Annotated in this window: 17 protein-coding genes and 1 riboswitch; of the genes, 13 read left to right on the top strand and 4 right to left on the bottom strand. The window is 64.1% G+C overall.

Going from position 1 to position 16,127, the window contains the following annotated elements; translation table 11 throughout:
• The 3 genes from DMX06_RS01840 to DMX06_RS01830 all read left to right on the top strand — a co-directional run.
• On the top strand, positions 1–2,342 hold a 2,342-nt coding region (locus DMX06_RS01840), incomplete at its 5' end, for a T6SS effector BTH_I2691 family protein (protein WP_110734025.1).
• A 2-nt stretch (positions 2,343–2,344) separates the two neighbouring features.
• Positions 2,345–3,238, top strand: coding sequence for a hypothetical protein (locus DMX06_RS01835; protein ID WP_110734023.1), 894 nt, complete (start codon positions 2,345–2,347; stop codon positions 3,236–3,238).
• Positions 3,239–3,253: 15 nt separating this feature from the next.
• On the top strand, positions 3,254–3,508 hold the full coding sequence (locus DMX06_RS01830) for a PAAR domain-containing protein (RefSeq protein ID WP_110734021.1): 255 nt from the start codon (positions 3,254–3,256) through the stop codon (positions 3,506–3,508).
• Between the two features lie 101 nt (positions 3,509–3,609).
• Here DMX06_RS01830 and DMX06_RS01825 read toward each other — a convergent pair whose 3' ends face one another.
• Complete coding sequence (locus DMX06_RS01825; protein ID WP_110734019.1) at positions 3,610–4,797, bottom strand: MFS transporter; 1,188 nt, start codon at positions 4,795–4,797, stop codon at positions 3,610–3,612.
• 112 nt (positions 4,798–4,909) lie between these two features.
• On the opposite strand from DMX06_RS01825, the gene DMX06_RS01820 reads away from it, so the two are divergent.
• The 5 genes from DMX06_RS01820 (at position 4,910) to DMX06_RS01800 (ending at position 10,246) form a co-directional block, all read left to right on the top strand.
• Positions 4,910–5,830 carry a LysR family transcriptional regulator gene (locus DMX06_RS01820; RefSeq protein ID WP_110734017.1) on the top strand — a complete coding sequence of 307 codons (921 nt, stop codon included), beginning with the start codon at positions 4,910–4,912 and terminating at the stop codon, positions 5,828–5,830.
• 98 nt (positions 5,831–5,928) lie between these two features.
• A complete protein-coding gene (locus DMX06_RS01815; protein ID WP_110734014.1) occupies positions 5,929–7,098 on the top strand; it encodes a DUF1624 domain-containing protein in 1,170 nt (389 codons plus the stop codon).
• A gap of 27 nt (positions 7,099–7,125) precedes the next feature.
• A riboswitch (cobalamin riboswitch) is annotated at positions 7,126–7,323 on the top strand.
• Between the two features lie 114 nt (positions 7,324–7,437).
• Complete coding sequence (locus DMX06_RS01810) at positions 7,438–8,451, top strand: ABC transporter substrate-binding protein (RefSeq protein ID WP_110734012.1); 1,014 nt, start codon at positions 7,438–7,440, stop codon at positions 8,449–8,451.
• A complete protein-coding gene (locus tag DMX06_RS01805; RefSeq protein WP_110734010.1) occupies positions 8,448–9,464 on the top strand; it encodes a FecCD family ABC transporter permease in 1,017 nt (338 codons plus the stop codon). The genes DMX06_RS01810 and DMX06_RS01805 overlap by 4 nt, the downstream gene beginning before the upstream one ends.
• Positions 9,461–10,246, top strand: coding sequence for an ABC transporter ATP-binding protein (locus DMX06_RS01800; RefSeq protein ID WP_110734008.1), 786 nt, complete (start codon positions 9,461–9,463; stop codon positions 10,244–10,246). The genes DMX06_RS01805 and DMX06_RS01800 overlap by 4 nt, the downstream gene beginning before the upstream one ends.
• A 299-nt stretch (positions 10,247–10,545) precedes the next feature.
• Here DMX06_RS01800 and DMX06_RS01795 read toward each other — a convergent pair whose 3' ends face one another.
• The 3 genes from DMX06_RS01795 to DMX06_RS01785 all read right to left on the bottom strand — a co-directional run bounded on the left by DMX06_RS01795 (position 10,546) and on the right by DMX06_RS01785 (position 12,003).
• Positions 10,546–10,866 (bottom strand): hypothetical protein, encoded by a 321-nt coding sequence (locus DMX06_RS01795; protein ID WP_110734006.1) that lies wholly within the window; start codon positions 10,864–10,866, stop codon positions 10,546–10,548.
• Between the two features lie 108 nt (positions 10,867–10,974).
• The gene (locus DMX06_RS01790; protein ID WP_110734004.1) at positions 10,975–11,409 is read right to left on the bottom strand and encodes a bleomycin resistance protein; all 435 of its coding nucleotides are present in this window, start codon (positions 11,407–11,409) and stop codon (positions 10,975–10,977) included.
• A gap of 222 nt (positions 11,410–11,631) precedes the next feature.
• Entirely contained in the window at positions 11,632–12,003 is a 372-nt protein-coding gene (locus DMX06_RS01785; RefSeq protein ID WP_110734002.1) for a GFA family protein, read from the bottom strand.
• Between the two features lie 167 nt (positions 12,004–12,170).
• Here DMX06_RS01785 and DMX06_RS26245 point away from each other — a divergent pair, with 167 nt between their 5' ends.
• From DMX06_RS26245 to DMX06_RS01765, 5 genes are all read left to right on the top strand, one after another.
• Positions 12,171–12,326: a hypothetical protein gene (locus DMX06_RS26245; protein WP_181427763.1), complete on the top strand. Its 156-nt coding sequence runs from the start codon at positions 12,171–12,173 to the stop codon at positions 12,324–12,326.
• Between the two features lie 58 nt (positions 12,327–12,384).
• The gene (locus DMX06_RS01780; protein ID WP_110734000.1) at positions 12,385–12,864 is read left to right on the top strand and encodes a hypothetical protein; all 480 of its coding nucleotides are present in this window, start codon (positions 12,385–12,387) and stop codon (positions 12,862–12,864) included.
• Between the two features lie 149 nt (positions 12,865–13,013).
• Positions 13,014–14,597, top strand: a complete 1,584-nt coding sequence (locus tag DMX06_RS01775) for a sensor domain-containing diguanylate cyclase (protein WP_258378789.1) — start codon at positions 13,014–13,016, stop codon at positions 14,595–14,597.
• Positions 14,598–14,752: 155 nt separating this feature from the next.
• Positions 14,753–15,532, top strand: a complete 780-nt coding sequence (locus DMX06_RS01770; RefSeq protein ID WP_181427762.1) for a DNA/RNA non-specific endonuclease — start codon at positions 14,753–14,755, stop codon at positions 15,530–15,532.
• Complete coding sequence (locus DMX06_RS01765) at positions 15,529–16,098, top strand: hypothetical protein (protein WP_110733995.1); 570 nt, start codon at positions 15,529–15,531, stop codon at positions 16,096–16,098. Before DMX06_RS01770 ends, DMX06_RS01765 begins: the two co-directional genes overlap by 4 nt.
• Positions 16,099–16,127 lie beyond the last annotated feature (29 nt).

Genomic DNA, 16,127 nt, shown 5'->3' with positions numbered 1-16,127 from the left:
TCAACGCCATTGCCCGGGACTATCCCAGCACCCAGCCGAAAATACCGGTGGTGGTGGCGCTGGCTGATGCTGAAGGCGTGGCCCTGGACCTGAGCCTGTCGGTCTCGGCCTACCAGCACCAACTGCACGACCTGATGCCCGCCGAGCAGCTGGAACACACCAAACCTGCACAAGGCTCCGAGCAGGCAGGCGTACCGGCATGCTACCAGCTCGATGCCGAACGGCTCAGCCAGCAGAGCCGCGATTTTCACCATCGCAACCTGGTCGCCCTGTTGCTGAACAAAACACTGGAAACGATATACCCGGCGGATATGCCCGCTACAGAAGTGGTCGAGATCAGGCTGCAGTCCACCCGCACCGGATGCCTGCTCCCCCCGGCCGAGGCACGTTATCGGGCCCTCACTCACGAGGACTATTCCCCGAACGGTGCGCGTTTGGCACTGCGCATCGATACCGACAAATACCTGCAGTTCCTCGCCGAACGCGATGAGCTGGAGCAGCGCATTGCAGGCCTGCGCAACCTTGCCCTGCAAGCCAGTCACGATCACGACGCGTGGCTGGCCACGGCCGAAGCTGCGCATATCGATGACCCCTACAGCCTCGCCGCCGCCCTGGCGTGCTATGACCGCAACGAACGCATCTCGGCCCGTGGCCTGGAAATCACCCTGGCCCTGCTGATTTACCCGATGGGCCAGCCGACACCCGGTACCGAAGACCGAGACCGGCGCTTCAAACGCCTGGAACAGTGGCTGGACCAGCACGACAGCCCGCTCTACACCGCCCTGGCGCCGTTCAACCCCTTCAAGGACAAAGCCGATGCGGCCGGCAGTGTGCTGGGTGGCAGCGACAATGTCATCGAAGGGCTGGCCGGGCGTTTCCCGGCCATTGCCGACATCACCGATCTCACGGCCCAGTCCGTCAACGCCGTGGTGCTCAAACGCCTGCGTGGTCACACCCGCTGGGATGCCAGCCATACCCTGCGTCAGCAAGTACTGCTGGCGGCGCGTGAGGCCAATGCCGAGAAAGCGCTGGGGCTGTTGGCGGCGCGTTACCAGATCACCGACCAGGTCATCCGGGAAAACCCGTTCAGCCAGGAGGTGGAGCGGTATTTGAAGAGCGGCATGGCGCAGGTTGAGGAAATGAAGCAGCTGCGTATTTCGGGCAATCGGACGGTGGCGGTTGAGTTGACCACCACTGCGCGGGTTAAACCCAGCTTTCTCGGGTTGCTTACGTCGGGCGGAGGCGGTGGTCTGAACGCCGGGATGCTGTGGTTCAACGTGATCTCGCTGAAGACGGCTTATAACAGCCTGCAGAAAAGCGATGCGCCGGAATACACCTTGGGGTTTGCGGCGTCAATTTTCGGGGTGATCGGTGCGGCCGCGGCGACATTGGTCAGCGTACGGGCAACGCAGAAGGCTGTGATGCTGCGATTGAGTTCGACGGCGCCGGGGATGGCGTTTGGTAACGGCGTGATCAAGTTCCTAAGTAGTAATCTCTTTGCGCGCTTAGCGGGATATCCCGCAATTGGCTTTGGCTTATTTTCTGATTTCTCAAGGACGTTGCGCCAGTACAACAACGGTAATTTAACTACCGCTGTTTATACAGCTAGCGGTGGACTGACCATAGCCGCTGGTTCTGTGGTCGCCCTTGAGGCGGGACTCGCAGTTGCGGGAGCTACGTCAGTAGTGCCCTTTGCCGGATGGGCCGCAGCCGGGCTAGTGCTTCTAGGAATAGCGATTATTGCCGGAGGCTTATACCTTCACGCCCAGGCACATGCGCACCTGCACTCCCCTATTGAATTCTGGGCAGCACGGAGCATTTTCGGCAATCGTAAAAACGATGGAGAGGTGCATACCGAAATCGTTCTGGATCATGAAAAAAAACTCCCAACATTTCCTTCAATTCAAGAAGAACTCAAAGCTTGGCACGATGTGCATTACGGACCAAGGTTAATATCTGCAGAAGAGGCGCGATCCTTTGGTATAACCGGAGTCGATAGCGGTTGGCATGAAAATAATTATTGGGCACCAGCAAACTGGACCGCCATCACCCACAACGAAGTCACCACCCCACAACCCACCGTGGAATTCACAGTATTCCTACCGGGCTTTATCGTAGGCACAAGCGAATGGTCAGCTAGCTTGAGCAGCCTTCGTGAAGACGGAGAAATGGTCGTCTTTCCACTTGCTGCTGTTTGCTACGTTATAGGCGCCGGCTTAATTCTGAATTTCAATAACACGATAAACAACCAAAATTATGTCTCACTGTATTTAGCCTACAGCTCCAATCAAGGCTTGAATGAAGGAAATGAGGTTAATTCAATTTTTCGTCTCGAGCGTTGATCATGGCAGTTAAATGGATGTTTAGTACAAACTCAAAATCCGGAAATGAAGCCGCAATTACTGGGCAAATAGTAAAATTATATAATAACACATTATGCTTACGAAACCCATGGGTAACAGACTCCGTATTTATGGGAAAAATTTATACCGCACTAATCCTCGGAGGAATGATTGTTGTCTACCCAGAGCTACTATCAATAAAATTATTGAACATCGAAACCTTCGATCTTGCCTTCATAGCCATGATGACAATTTCACCCTTAATTTTTCTCCCCTTTCTGCTTTACCGAATCTATTTTATAAGGAACCTCTCCGGATTTTACTTCAACTGCTCAACCAAGAAAATTTACTATCAGCGCGGCAAAAAACTTATAACCTTTAACTGGAAAAACTTATACGGAGGCATATTCGAACGCACTGAATTCGGCGGCTCATCCTTCAGCACCAGTTATGCACTCGCCTTCGCCCCGCCTCGGGAGGATGGCAGCCTGCACCAGAAAGATTGCTTATGGGTCGACAGCAACGAACCCACAGAATCCGGCATCAAGCACGTCGCCGAAGTCTGGGAATACCTTCGCCAGTTCATGAACCACGGCCCGGCCAAACTCCCACCTCCCGGCGAACCCAACTGGTGGCACAAACCTCTGCACGCCATCTGTCTGACACCGGGCGAAGCCTGGCGTCACTACGCCCCTTGGCGAACCGGCGAACCTGGGGAAATGCAGGGCAAAAAAAATTGGCAGTTACCGTTTTGGGCAGTGCTGTTTCCTTACAACTTCACTCTCGCCGTCTGTTGGTACATCGTCTGCCACCTGTTCAACGTCCGTGCTGCACCTCCTCCGCCGGAGGCCTTCGAGCAAGCCCCTGTCCAGCCAAGTAAAAGGAAGCGCAAATGAGGGTCAACTGACTCGTTGGTCACCGCCCGAGTCGACCATCGCCACCTTTGCCCTCTCCACGGGGAAGGCACTGTCATCAGTGGCGCGGCCAATGCCACCGTGAATGGTCGTGCAATCGCACGCATGGGGGATGAGCTCAGCTGCGGTGCGGTCATCGAGACCGGTGCCGCGCATACGCTCATTGAGGGCAGCCCTGCGGCGCGCCAGGGAGACAAGACCAGCCATGGCGGTGTCCTGATCGAAGGCGACCCTGCCTGGCTGATCGAATAAGGATCGGCAGGATTGCAACAAGCCGCCCTGCAGTCATCTCAAACCCGGCAACCGTCCCATCCAAGGTATGAACACGCCTTGGCTGGACGGTGGAACAGGCCTCACTCACCCCGTTGCAGTACCAGCGCCGCCATCAACGCCAACACCGCAAACCCACAGGCCACATAACCCAGTGCAGCCAGACCAAGCCCCTGGATCGCCGCGCCCCCCAGCGCGGCACCGGCGGCGATGCCCGCGTTGGCCGCCGACACGTTGAGGGTCCCGGCCAGGGCCTGAGCCTTGGCGCCGGCCCGCATCACCCGCACCTGGCACACCGGGAAAAGCGCCGTGTAGGCGATGCCCCACAGGGCCAGGGCGCCCACCAGCAACAGCGGGTTGCCGATCACCGGCGTGACCAGGCCCATGCCCAAGGCCAGCATCGCCAACAGCAGCAGCGTGGCTCGCAGCGGGCTGCGATCGACGATCCGCCCGGCCAGGGCGTTGCCGAGCATGCCCACCAGGCCAAAGCCCATCAACCACCAACCGACCGCGTTGGCCGGCACGGCGGCAAGCTGCTCGAGGATCTCGGCCAGGTAGGTGTAGGCAGTGAACATGGCGGTGAACACCAGCGCCGAAAGCAGCACATGGGCGATGAAACGACGATCCTTGAGGATCACCGTCTGCCGCTCCCCCGCGGCGCGGGCCGGGACCGTCGGCAGGGGCGGCAGCCAGGCCCACATGAGCAGCGCCACCAGCAGACACAGCCCGGCGAGCAACCAGAAGCTGCCGCGCCAACCGACCAGCCCGGCGGCCAGGGTGCCCAACGGGATGCCAAAGACGAACGCCGCCGTGATCCCCAGGTAGACCCGCGACACCGCCCAACCCTCGCGTCCCTTGCCGGCCAGTTGCCCGGCGCTTTCACTGGCGGTGCCCCAGTACACCGGCAGGGCCAGCGCGGCAAGGAACCGCGCCAGGGCCAGCACCCAGACATTCGGCGCCAACGCCGACAACGCATTGGATGCCGCGAACAACAGCAGGATGGCGATGAACAGCCCCTTGCGTGGCAGGGCCGACAGCCAGGCGGTGAGCGGCGGCCCGAACAGCATCACGGTCACCGCGAACAGGGTGACCAACTGGCCCGCGCCTGCGACCGACAGTCCAAGGTCGCGGGCCAGCGCGGGCAGCAGGCCAAGAATCAGGAATTCGGTGGTCAGCACCGCGAAACCGCCGACGGCGAACAAGCCGATCGACAGCCCCGCGCGCGGTGCCGGCCGCGTCAGGGTGGCATGGGTCAAGCTGGAGGTGGACATCTACTGCGATCCTCGATGAATGGCAGGCCAGCTTAATCTGGAATGTTGTTCCGATTACTGGTAGATATTCCCGTATCAAGTGAATCAGATTCAGTAATCGCGAGCCCCCGCCATGTCCGCCTCGGAACGCCTGAAAGACATCGATTTCTTCGTCAGCGTGGCCAACGCCGGCAGCTTCATTGCCGCCGCCGAGCGCATGAACCTCACCAGCTCCGCCGTGAGCAAGGGCGTGGCCCGCCTGGAGAAACGCCTGCAGGTGCGCCTGTTCGAGCGCACCACCCGACGCCTGGCCCTGACCGACAGCGGCACCGACTACTACCGCACCTGCACCCGCGTGCTGGCGGAGATCGAAGAGGCCGAACTGGCCCTCAACGACGAGCACAAGACCCCCTGCGGCAAGCTGCGCATCGACCTGCCGGCTACCTTCGGCCGCCTGCACGGGCTGCCCGCCGTGCTCGACTTCGCCGCCCGGCATCCGCGCCTGCAACCGCACATCACCCTCTCCGACCGCTTCGTCGACCTGGCCGAGGACGGCATCGACATCGTCGTGCGCATCGGTGGGCCGCAGGCCTGGCAGCCGGGCATCGAGCACCGCTACCTGGGCAGCCAGCGCCTGGTGTTCTGCGCCGCCCCCGCCTACCTCGCCCGGCATGGCACGCCCCGCGACCTGCAGCAGTTGCAGGCCCAGGGCTGCGTACTCTACGCCTGCGCCGACGGCAGCACGCCGGCCCTGCATTTCGCTGGCGCCCGCCCGGGCCTGGCGCAGCTGCGGCCGATGCCGGGCCGCCTGGCCATCGGCGATGCCGAGGGGCAGGCCCTGGCCATCAGCGCCGGACACGGCATCGCCCAGTTGCCGACCTGGCTGGTGCAGCGCCAGCTCGATGCCGGGACGTTGCAGCAGGTGCTGCCGGAGTATGCGATGGAAGGGTTGCCGATCAACCTGGCCTGGCGTCGCAACCGCGGGCATCTGCCCAAGGTCAGTGCAATGGTCCAGGCCCTGGCCGAACGGCTGGAGCCGTTGATTCAGGGCTGATCCAGGTTGAACGCCAACATATGGCCGTATCCAGGCACAAACAAATGAAATAAAATAACGTTTCATTTGAATGATATTCCGGCCCGCGACCCTCTTCGATGACCAGCCTCCCAACCGCCCTCCCCAGCCAACGCCTGCACAGCATCGACGCCCTGCGCGGGCTGGTGATCCTGTTCATGCTGCTGGATCACGTGCGCGAAACCTTCTTCCTGCACCGCCAGGTCAGCGACCCGATGACCATCGATGCGATCGACGCCACCGAACCCAGCCTGTTCGTCAGCCGCACCCTGGCGCACCTGTGCGCGCCGGTGTTCGTGCTGCTCACCGGGTTGTCGGCCTGGCTCTACGGCGAAAAGCACCAGGGCCGGAGCGATGTAGCGGCGTTCCTGTTCAAGCGCGGCCTGTTCCTGGTGCTGCTGGAACTTACCCTGGTCAACTTCGCCTGGACCTTCCAGTTGCCGCCGGGCGTGATCTACCTGCAGGTGATCTGGGCCATCGGCCTGAGCATGATCGCCCTGTCGCTGCTGGTGTGGCTGCCACGCCCGCTGCTGCTCGCCCTGGGCGCGCTGATCGTCGCCGGCCACAACCTGCTCGATGGCCTGCACTTCGCTGCGCAATCGGCGCTGCATGTGCCGTGGGCGATCCTGCACGAGCGCAGCTGGCTGGAGCTGTCCGACAGCCTGCGCCTGCGCACCTCCTACCCGGTGCTGCCGTGGATCGGCGTGATCGCCCTCGGCTACGGGCTCGGCCCCTGGTTCAGCCGCACCAGCGATGCCGGCGAGCGCCAACACCGCCTGCTGCTCGGCGGTGTGATGCTGCTGCTCGGCTTTGTCGTATTGCGTCTTTGCAACGGCTATGGCGAGGCGCCGTGGACCTTCTACGCCAGCGTCGGCCAAACGCTGATGAGCTTCTTCAACATCACCAAATACCCGCCGTCGCTGCTGTTCCTGGCCTTGACCCTGGGCGTCGGCCTGTTGCTGCTACGCGGTTTCGAGCGTGCCGGCGAAGCCCGCTGGATCACCCCGCTGGCGGTGTTCGGCGCCGCGCCGATGTTCTTCTACCTGCTGCACCTGTATGTGCTCAAGCTGCTGTATGTGGCCTGCGTGGCGCTGTTCGGCCTGAACCAGGGCAGCCATTTCGGCTTCGACGGCATCGGCGCGGTGTGGCTGGTCGCGGTGCTGCTGGCGATCGCCCTGTACCTGCCGGTGCGCGGCTTCGCCCGGCTCAAGGCGCGGCGGCGCGACATCGCCTGGCTCAAGTACCTGTAAAAGCGTTTTCACCCGATGGCCCGATGGTCTACCATGCCGCCCGCCGGTTTCCACACGGAATCAAAAGGGAATCCCGGGCGCGCCGAGGGCGAGCCAAAGGGAACTGCCCCCGCAACTGTAGGTGCCGAGCCTGCGCCATCGATGCCACTGGGTCTGCCGACCCGGGAAGGCCGGCGCCGGCCAGGACGCACCAGTCAGGAGACCTGCCGGCACGCATTCACCAACCGGCGGGGTGTCCGGGATGGTCATCCGCTCCTGGCCGCGTGCTTGCCGCACGACGCCTGGCGATGCCTGTCCGTGGGCCATTCCGTGCACCACCCGACAGGAGATCGCCCCACCATGCCGCACCGCCTCGCCACCCTGCTCGCCGGCCTGTCACTGGCGGGCCTGGCCCACGCCGACGCCACCCACTACCCGTTGACCGTCGACAACTGCGGCTTGCCGCAGACCTTCGCCCAGGCCCCGCAGCGCGTGGTGACCATCGGCCAGGCCGGCACCGAGCTGCTCTATGCCCTGGGCCTGGGCGAGCGACTGGCGGGCACCTCGCTGTGGTTCAACAACGTGCTGCCCGAGTTCAAGGCGCAGAACGACAAGATCGAGCGCCTGGCCGACAACGAACCGGGCTTCGAGGCGGTGGTCGGCAAGCGCCCGCAACTGGTGACGGCGCAGTTCGAATGGATGGTCGGCGCCCAGGGCGCGGTCGGCACCCGCGAACAGTTCGCGGAGCTGGGCATCCCCACCTACCTGCTGCCCTCGGACTGCGAAGGCAAGGACAACCTGGTGGGCGCCGACGGTACCCGCCTGCAGCCGTTCAAGGTCGACACCATCTACAAGAGCGTCAGCCAGCTGGCCGAGATCTTCGACGTGCAGGATCGCGGCGAACGCCTCAATGCCGAGCTCAAGGGCCAGCTTGACCAGGCCCGGCAACGCTTGGCCGGCCAGGACCTGAGCCACACCAGCGCCCTGTTCTGGTTCTCCAGCGCCGACCTCAAGGTCGACCCTTACGTCGCCGGCCGCCAGGGCGTGGCCGACTTCATGCTGCAGACCCTCGGCGTGCGCAACGTGGTCGAGTCCAGCGAGGAATGGCCGGCGGTGGGCTGGGAAACCCTGGCCAGGGCCAACCCCACCTGGCTGATCGTCGCCCGCATGGACCGTCGCCGCTACCCCGCCGACGATTACCGGAAAAAGCTCGAGTTCCTGCGCAGCGACCCGGTGACCCGCAACATGGACGCGGTCAGGCAGGGCCGGATCATCGTCCTCGACGCCGACGCCATGCAGGCCGGCATCCGCCTGTTCCGTGGCCTGGAAGTGCTGTCCAGCGCCTTCGCCAGCGGTAAAGCGCCACAACCATGAACCGCCTGCTGCCCATCGGCGCGTTCGCGCTGCTCGCCCTGTGCCTGGCCATGCTCGCCGGCATCGCCATTGGCGAGACGCGGATCAGCGCCGAGGTGGTCTGGCAGGTGCTGGCCAACCAGCTGTGGCAGGCCGGTCATGCCCTTGATCCGATCGACGCCGGCATCGTCTGGAACTACCGCCTGCCGCGCACCCTGGTGGCCGCCGCCTGCGGCGCGGGGCTGGCCACCTGCGGGGTGATCCTTCAAGCGCTGCTGCGCAACCCGCTGGCCGAACCGTACCTGCTGGGCCTGTCGGCAGGCGCCTCCACCGGCGCCGTGGCAGTGGGCCTGTTCGGCCTGGGTGGCGCGGTGCTGTCGCTGTCGGCCGGTGCCTTTATCGGCGCGCTGGCCGCGTTCGCCCTGGTGCTGGTGCTGTCGCGGGCCAGCGGCAGTCGCCACGACAACGCCCAGGTGATCCTCGCCGGCATCGCCGGCTCTCAGCTGTTCAACGCGCTGACAGCCTTCCTCATCACCAAGTCGGCTACCGCCGAACAGGCCCGGGGCATCCTGTTCTGGCTGCTGGGTAACCTCAGCGGCGTGCGCTGGCCGGCAGTGTGGCTGGCGCTGCCGGTGGCCCTGGTCGGGCTGGCGGTGTGCCTGTGGCACCGCCGGGCGCTGGACGCGTTCACCTTCGGTGCCGATTCGGCGGCCTCGCTGGGCGTGCCGGTACGGCGCACGCAACTGCTGCTGATCAGCTGCACGGCGCTGGTGACTGCGGTGATGGTCTCGATCGTCGGCGCCATCGGTTTCGTCGGCCTGGTCATCCCCCATGCCCTGCGCCTTTTGCTCGGCCCCGGGCACAGCCGCCTGCTGCCGGCCAGCGCGCTGGGTGGTGCGTTGTTCCTGATCGTCGCCGACATCCTCTCGCGCACCCTGATCGCCGGCCAGGTGATCCCGGTGGGCGTGGTCACCGCCTTGATCGGCGCTCCGGTGTTCGCACTTATCCTGGTCAGCCGCCGGGGGCGTCCATGACCGTGATGACCACCCTCGCCAACGCCCCGCTCGCCTGCCAGGGCCTGGGCCTGCGCCTGGGCGGCCGCGAAGTGCTGCAGGACATCGACCTCAGCGTGATGCCCGGCGAAACCCTCGGCGTGGTCGGTCCCAACGGCTCGGGCAAGTCCACCCTGCTTAAGCTGCTCGCTGGCCTGCGCACGCCCAGCAGTGGTAGCGTGCGTTTGCTGGGCGAAGCGCTGGAGCGCATGCCGCGTCGGCGCGTTGCGCAGAGCCTTGCGCTGGTCGAACAGCAGGCCGACACCCTGGACGCCATCAGCGTCTACGACGCCGTGGCCCTCGGCCGCACACCCTGGTTGTCGGCCCTGGCGCCGTTCGGCGCGGATGACCGTGCCATCGTCGAGCAGGCCCTGGCCGACGCCGATGCCGGGCACCTGCGTCAGCGCCTGTGGGGCGAGCTGTCCGGCGGCGAACGCCAGCGCGTGCACATCGCCCGGGCCCTGGCCCAGCGGCCGCAGGTGCTGCTGCTGGACGAGCCGACCAATCATCTTGATATCCAGCATCAGCTGAGTCTGTTGCGGCAGGTTCAAGCGCTGCCGTTGACGACCCTGGTGGCCTTGCATGATCTGAACCAGGCGTTGACTTGTGACCGGTTGGCTGTCCTGGACCAAGGGCGGTTGGTTGCCTTGGGGAAGCCTGAAGCGGTGCTGACGCCGGAGCGGTTACTGGGGACGTTTGGGGTGCAGGCTCGCTATCTGGTCGATCCGTATGATGGGGCGCGGGTGCTGCGGTTTCGTGCCTGAAACGGCTGGGGTTGCTTCACAGCCCTTTCTAGGTCTTTGGACTCGAGGGTTATTGACTGCATAAAGGCCACCAGGTGCAGTCAATAACCCCGCGTCCAAGACCTTGAAAGGACTGGTCCCAAGACCCTAGAGCGCCGCTGATGCGGCGCATCGCCGGCAAGCCGGCTTCCACAGGTGTTCGCTCAAGATGGCACCGGCTACGTCGGTGATCGCGGGGCAAGCCCGCCCCAACGCTGGCGATGGTGACGACCTGCCAACCGGGCGATTACCTACAGTTTGAAGGTTCTCGGTTTGATGCCTCAGGTCAAATGCCCCTCCCGCGATAATTTCCACGCCTGCAACTCCAGCGGCGTCATGCCCGCCAGCACCTGCACGAAGGTTTCGGTCAACTCACTGCTGACATTGCCGTGCGCCCGGTAGTTGGTCAGCAGGTAGCGCCTGACCGTGTTCGGCCAGTTGTTCGCCAGGTGGGCGGCCTTGATGATGCCCTTGGCATCCTGGTAGTTGGCGGCGGGCTTGACCTGGGTCAGGCGGCGCTCGAAGTGGCTGAAGCTCCAGTCGTCCTCGCGGGCCTCGAATTCGTCCAGCAGTTTCACCTTGTACAACGCAAGCTCGGGCATGCGTGCTCTCCTTGTGATGGGGGTGGAAGGAGACGGTAGGTGATTGTGGCAGGAATGGAAATGAACACGGTGTTGAGTGATGGAATGATCTGTCAGACGACGCGGATTCTAGCGCCGATGCGCTTGCGCAGGGCGCTCACCCATCCGTTGCGCCAGCCTCAGCAGATAACCATCCGGATCCTGTACCAGAAACTGCCGCAACCCCACCTCGACCAAATCGGCGCGGTACCAGACGTCCTCGCACGCCTGGAACAGCGGCCAGCAATGGCGCTCGAGCCGTTCGAGCAGCGGTGCGACCGCTGCGACGTCGATCTGCAGATTGATCCCCCGCCCCAAGGGCTTTTCCAAGGGTCCGGTGAGCCAGTGGTCCTCGGCGTCGAACTGCTCGAGCATGACCTGCGCGCCCTGCAGGTCGAGGTAGGCGAAGCCCTGTTCAGGGCGCTGGTAGGCAATCTCGAACCCCAGCAGCGAAACCCAGAATTCCAGGCTACGGTCGAGGTTGCTGACGATAAGCTCGGGCACCATCTTGTTGCGCTGCAGCATGCAATCGTCCTTGAGCGGCATGGGGAAATGGCGCGCATGATATCCCTTACCTAATCTCAGGTCATGCGCCAAGGCGGGCAACCATGGCCCTACAGGTTCGGCACGTTGCAATTGATGTAGGAGCGGCCTTGCGTCGCGATGCGCCGCGCGGGCGGCGCTCGATCTGCCAGGCGCTGCAAGGCCCTCGCCGGACACCTGTCAGCCTCCCCAAAATCCCCACCATCACCCAACCTTCCACCAGCGCGGCCGACAAACCCGAAACGAATGCGAGGTCGGGCGCAGGGCCTGGGCGCCCTTGGCATCGAAACAGCCCAGCAGCAAGGCCACCGTCGGCGCATCGTCAATGGCGCCGAGGGAACTGCCGCAGGTGGCGCAGAACGCACGACTGGAGCCCTCGGACGAGCGATACAGCGCAGGCAGGCCACCCTCCCCGGTCCAGGCGACCATGGCCTTGTCAAACTCCACCCAGCACAGGGTCAGGCTGCCGGAATGACGCTGGCACTGCCCGCACGAGCAAGTATGCGGAAAACGCGGCTCGCCGCTGGCGCTGAAACGGATACGGCCGCACAGGCAGCCACCTTTGTAGAGGGTCATGGGGTTACCTTCCTTGGCTGGCGGGATTGCCGCACAATAGCCAACCTGGCACCCAACGGCGGCGCAAAAGTGTTACGCCGTGTGGCATGCCGGCCTGCGGCGCCTGCGACTCCTGCTACAGTGCGCCCCGCGGCCCTTCCGGCCCCTGCAATGATGGAAACCTGCTGATGGAAAGAATGATCCAGTTCGTGGCCGTAGTGGTGGTCTGCACCCTCATCGGCGTGGCCTGTGAACACTACGAAGTGAACCGCTACCTGAAATGGCTGCTGATGGCCCTGCCGGCGCTCCTCTGGGTACGCCTGCGCAATCCGCTGCAACGCTGATTCTTCCGCCACGGGTTTGCAGTACACTCCCAGGCCTTACCGTGCCCAAGGCCCCACCATGCCCCGCCTGCCCCGTCTACTGCTCCCCGTGTTGCTGCTCGCCGCCCTCGCCGCCTGCGACCAGAAACCCAGCCGCGAGGAAAAGATCCTCGCCAACCTGCCCCTGCAGGAAGCCTACGACCACAACATAGAACGCATGGCCGGGCTGTTGGCCATGACCCATGCGCAGGTGCCCCAGGACAAGATCAAGGAGGTGCTGCGCAAGCACCTGACCGTCGACGACCAGCGCCAGGACCTGTTCAGGCTTTATAGCGAGGAGCACTTCAGTGATGCCGAGTTCGACCTCATCACTCAGGCCACCCGCGATCCGGCCATGGCCAGGGCGCTGGGCCAGAGCGAGGAAGGCAAGCGCCTGAGTGAGAAACTCACCACACTGATGCGCGAAAGCGCCAGTGACGCCAAGGTCCAAGCCTTGGTGCAGGAGCGCATGCAACAGGTCGAGGATGACCTGCGGACACTGGAGCAGGCTGCACCCTGAACGGAGATAACAAGGGAGGATAATTCCGTGAGTCCCGTGGGAAACCGGACCCCCCCTTGTCCTCCAACCCTGCAATTGCGCTCAAGCATGGTCCACTTTGCGCCAAGCGCGTAAGGTGCGTTTTCCGTTGTATCCGACGAGGCCAAGGATTGCGATATTTCACCCCGCACGGACTGCGCCCGGACCTGCGCACCCTCATACTCGCCCTTTGCGCCACCACGGCCCTGGTCATGCTGCTGGCCAGCTACTTCGCCAGCTACCGAGTACAACGGCAACTGCTGATCGACAGCGCCCTGGAGGCCAATCGGGCCTATGCCGCCAAGCTGGCCGCCGTGACCGAAACCACCCTGGTCAATGCCCTGCAGCAACTGGCCTACGGCGCCCGGCAAAGTGGCCTGCACCCGAACGACGACAGCCTGGTACAGGATGAAATCGACCGCCTGCAACAGCAGGGCAACCTGTTCAACTCCACCTTGCGGGTCGATGCCCAGGGGACCGTGCGCTCGCTCTCGCCCGCCCCGCTGCAGCACCTGGCCGGCAGCCAGGCGACTTCACCTGGCGCACAGCAAGCACTGCGCGAACACCGCACGCTGGTCTCCACGCCTTTCCTGTCGGCGGCCGACAACCTGCTGGTGGTGCTCTCGCAACCGATCTTCGACGCCAACGGCCACTACCACGGTTACATCGGCGGCAGCCTCTACCTGCGCGAGCGCAACCTGCTCAACAGCCTGCTGGGCACGCACTTCTACCAGAACGGCTCGTACCTTTATGTCGTCGATCGCAACCGCCGGTTGCTGTTTCACCCCGACAGCAAACGGGTCGGCACCCTGGTAGGCGACAACGCGCTGCTCGACGACCTGCCGAACCTCGACCATGGCACCCGGCGCCTGGTCAACAGCCAGGGTGTCGAGATGCTTGCCGGCTTTGCCACGGTGCCCAGCGCCGGCTGGACCATCGTCGCCCAGCAGCCACTGCGCCAAACCGTGGCTCCGCTGCGCCAGCTGATCCTCAATGTAGTGATGATTTCCGCGCCGTTGGCGCTGCTCGGCTGCCTGCTGCTGTACTGGCTCACGCAAGTCATCGCCCACCCGTTGCGGCAGTTGACCAGCGTTGCCCGGGGCATGGGCCAGCAGCAGACCACCGAACGCATCCACCAGGTCCGCGCCTGGTACGCCGAGGCCGCGGAGCTCAAGCGTGCCCTGTTGTTCGGCGTGAACCTGCTGCAGGAACGCATCGGCCGGCTCAACCGCGATGCCCAGACCGACCCGTTGACCGGGCTGGTCAATCGGCGCGGGCTGCAACAGGCACTGCGGGTGCAACAGGCCGAGCAGTGTGGGTTTGCCGTGGTGGTGCTGGACATTGATCACTTCAAGCGGATCAACGACAGCCACGGCCACGATGCCGGCGACCGTGTGCTGCAGCAGCTGGCCGGGCTGATGCGCGGGACCTGCCGCGAAGGCGACGTGCTGTGCCGTACCGGCGGCGAGGAGTTCCTCATGCTGCTGCCGGGCGCCGGCCTGGAGGTGGCGACAGCCATCGCCGGCCACCTGCGCCTGACGGTCGAGCACACCCCGATTGCACCGATCGGCACGGTCACCATCTCCCTAGGCGTGGCCAGCTGGCAGCCCCGCGACGCTGACGCGCCAGCCGATGCCCTGGCCAGGGCGGACAAGGCGCTGTACCAGGCCAAGCAGAAGGGGCGCAACCGCGTCTGCATCGACAGCCCGGCCTGACACCTGCGCGGCATCGGCCGCCCACAGCACCTGCCGATGGCCGTCCGGATCAATGAAGCGGGAACGCCGTCCGCGCCTAGGGCCGTTTCCACAAGGCAAACCTGCCCGCGCAAAGTGCTGTAAGATTCCGCGCTTTTGCTCAAGGAAGACGCGCCGTGCGCCGTTTGCTGTTCCTGCTGCTGGCCCTCAGCCTGACCTCCTGCGCCCCGCGCCTGCCCTCCCCGCCGGCGCCCGAACCCGCAACCACGCCGCTCACCCTGCTCGACCACGGCCGCTTCCAGCTCTGGTACGACTGCCAGCGCGGCGAACCACACCGCTTCGCCTTCACCCTCGACCAAGACCAGGGCCACCTGCAGCGCATCGACAACTTCCGTCTCGAGCGCAGCCTCCCGGAAGGCTGCAAGGGTCAGCGCTCGGCCAAGGCCTATTCGATCCCCAAGGGCTATCATCGCGGCCACCTGGCGGCCAACAATCATTTCGACGACGACCGCGCGGCGATGGATGCCTCCAACCTGATGAGCAACATCGTTCCACAACTGGCTTCGCACAACAGCCGCACCTGGTACCAGACCGAACTGCTGACCGAGTGCTACCGCGACCTGCACCCGGTGACGGTGATCGGTGGCGTAGTGTTCGGCCATGCCGGCGCTGCCCTGGACAACGATGCCTTCGTCACCTCCCACGGCATCGCCACGCCCGAGGTGTTCTGGAAGGTGCTGCTGACCGAGGATGACCACGGCCAGCCCCAGGTCATCGCCTGGTGGATCCCGCACCAGGCCGGGCTGGGCACCGACCTCGACCCGTACCTGCGCAGCGTTCGTGAAATCGAGGCGTTGCTCGGTCCTGACGAGCTGCCGATCGATGTCCCCGAGTCGCTCAAGGACCTGCGCGCATCGCACACATGGCCAGTACCCGCACGTTGCGATCGGGAATGACCGCAACCTGTTCCCTGAAGATCATCGACCCCGCCACGTTCATCCAGCGGGCCTCATCCCTTTTTCCAACCCGGTACACGAAAGTACCGAAGCTCTCAACCAAGGACGTTCCCGTGTCGCAGATCCACCGTCTCACCCTGCTACCCCTCGCCGCTTTCGGCCTGGCGACCCTCATGGCCTGCAGCGCCCCTCCCCAGGTAAACGCGAAAGTCGACGCCATCACCATGGCCAGCTTCACGGCTGCCATGCAGAGCGCGCTCATCAACCGGATCGCTGCCGCCAACCAGGGCACCCTGGTTGGCGTGGTCACGCTCAAGCTCACCCTGGACCGAAACAATCAACCCACCGCGTGCAAGGCCATGCGCAGCTCTCCCGCCGTCCAAAGCCAGCTGCCCCCGCTGACCGTAACTTCCGACTTCAAACAGCTGGCGCAACTGGTCGAGCGCCAATGCTGGCAAACCACCTACCCGCCCGTACCGGAGGGCTTGTTCGAGGACGACCAGGTCGAGGTGGTCGCCCCCCTGATACTAATGCCTCACATGCCGAGATCGCTTGTGCGGCCATGAGGTCTCGGGGGCGGTGCTAACGGATATCC

This window comes from Pseudomonas mosselii (assembly GCF_003205295.1).
In the GTDB taxonomy this organism is placed as follows: domain Bacteria; phylum Pseudomonadota; class Gammaproteobacteria; order Pseudomonadales; family Pseudomonadaceae; genus Aquipseudomonas; species Aquipseudomonas mosselii_B.
Note: the sequence above shows the minus strand (reverse complement) of the source record. Positions and strands in the feature narration are given on the sequence as shown.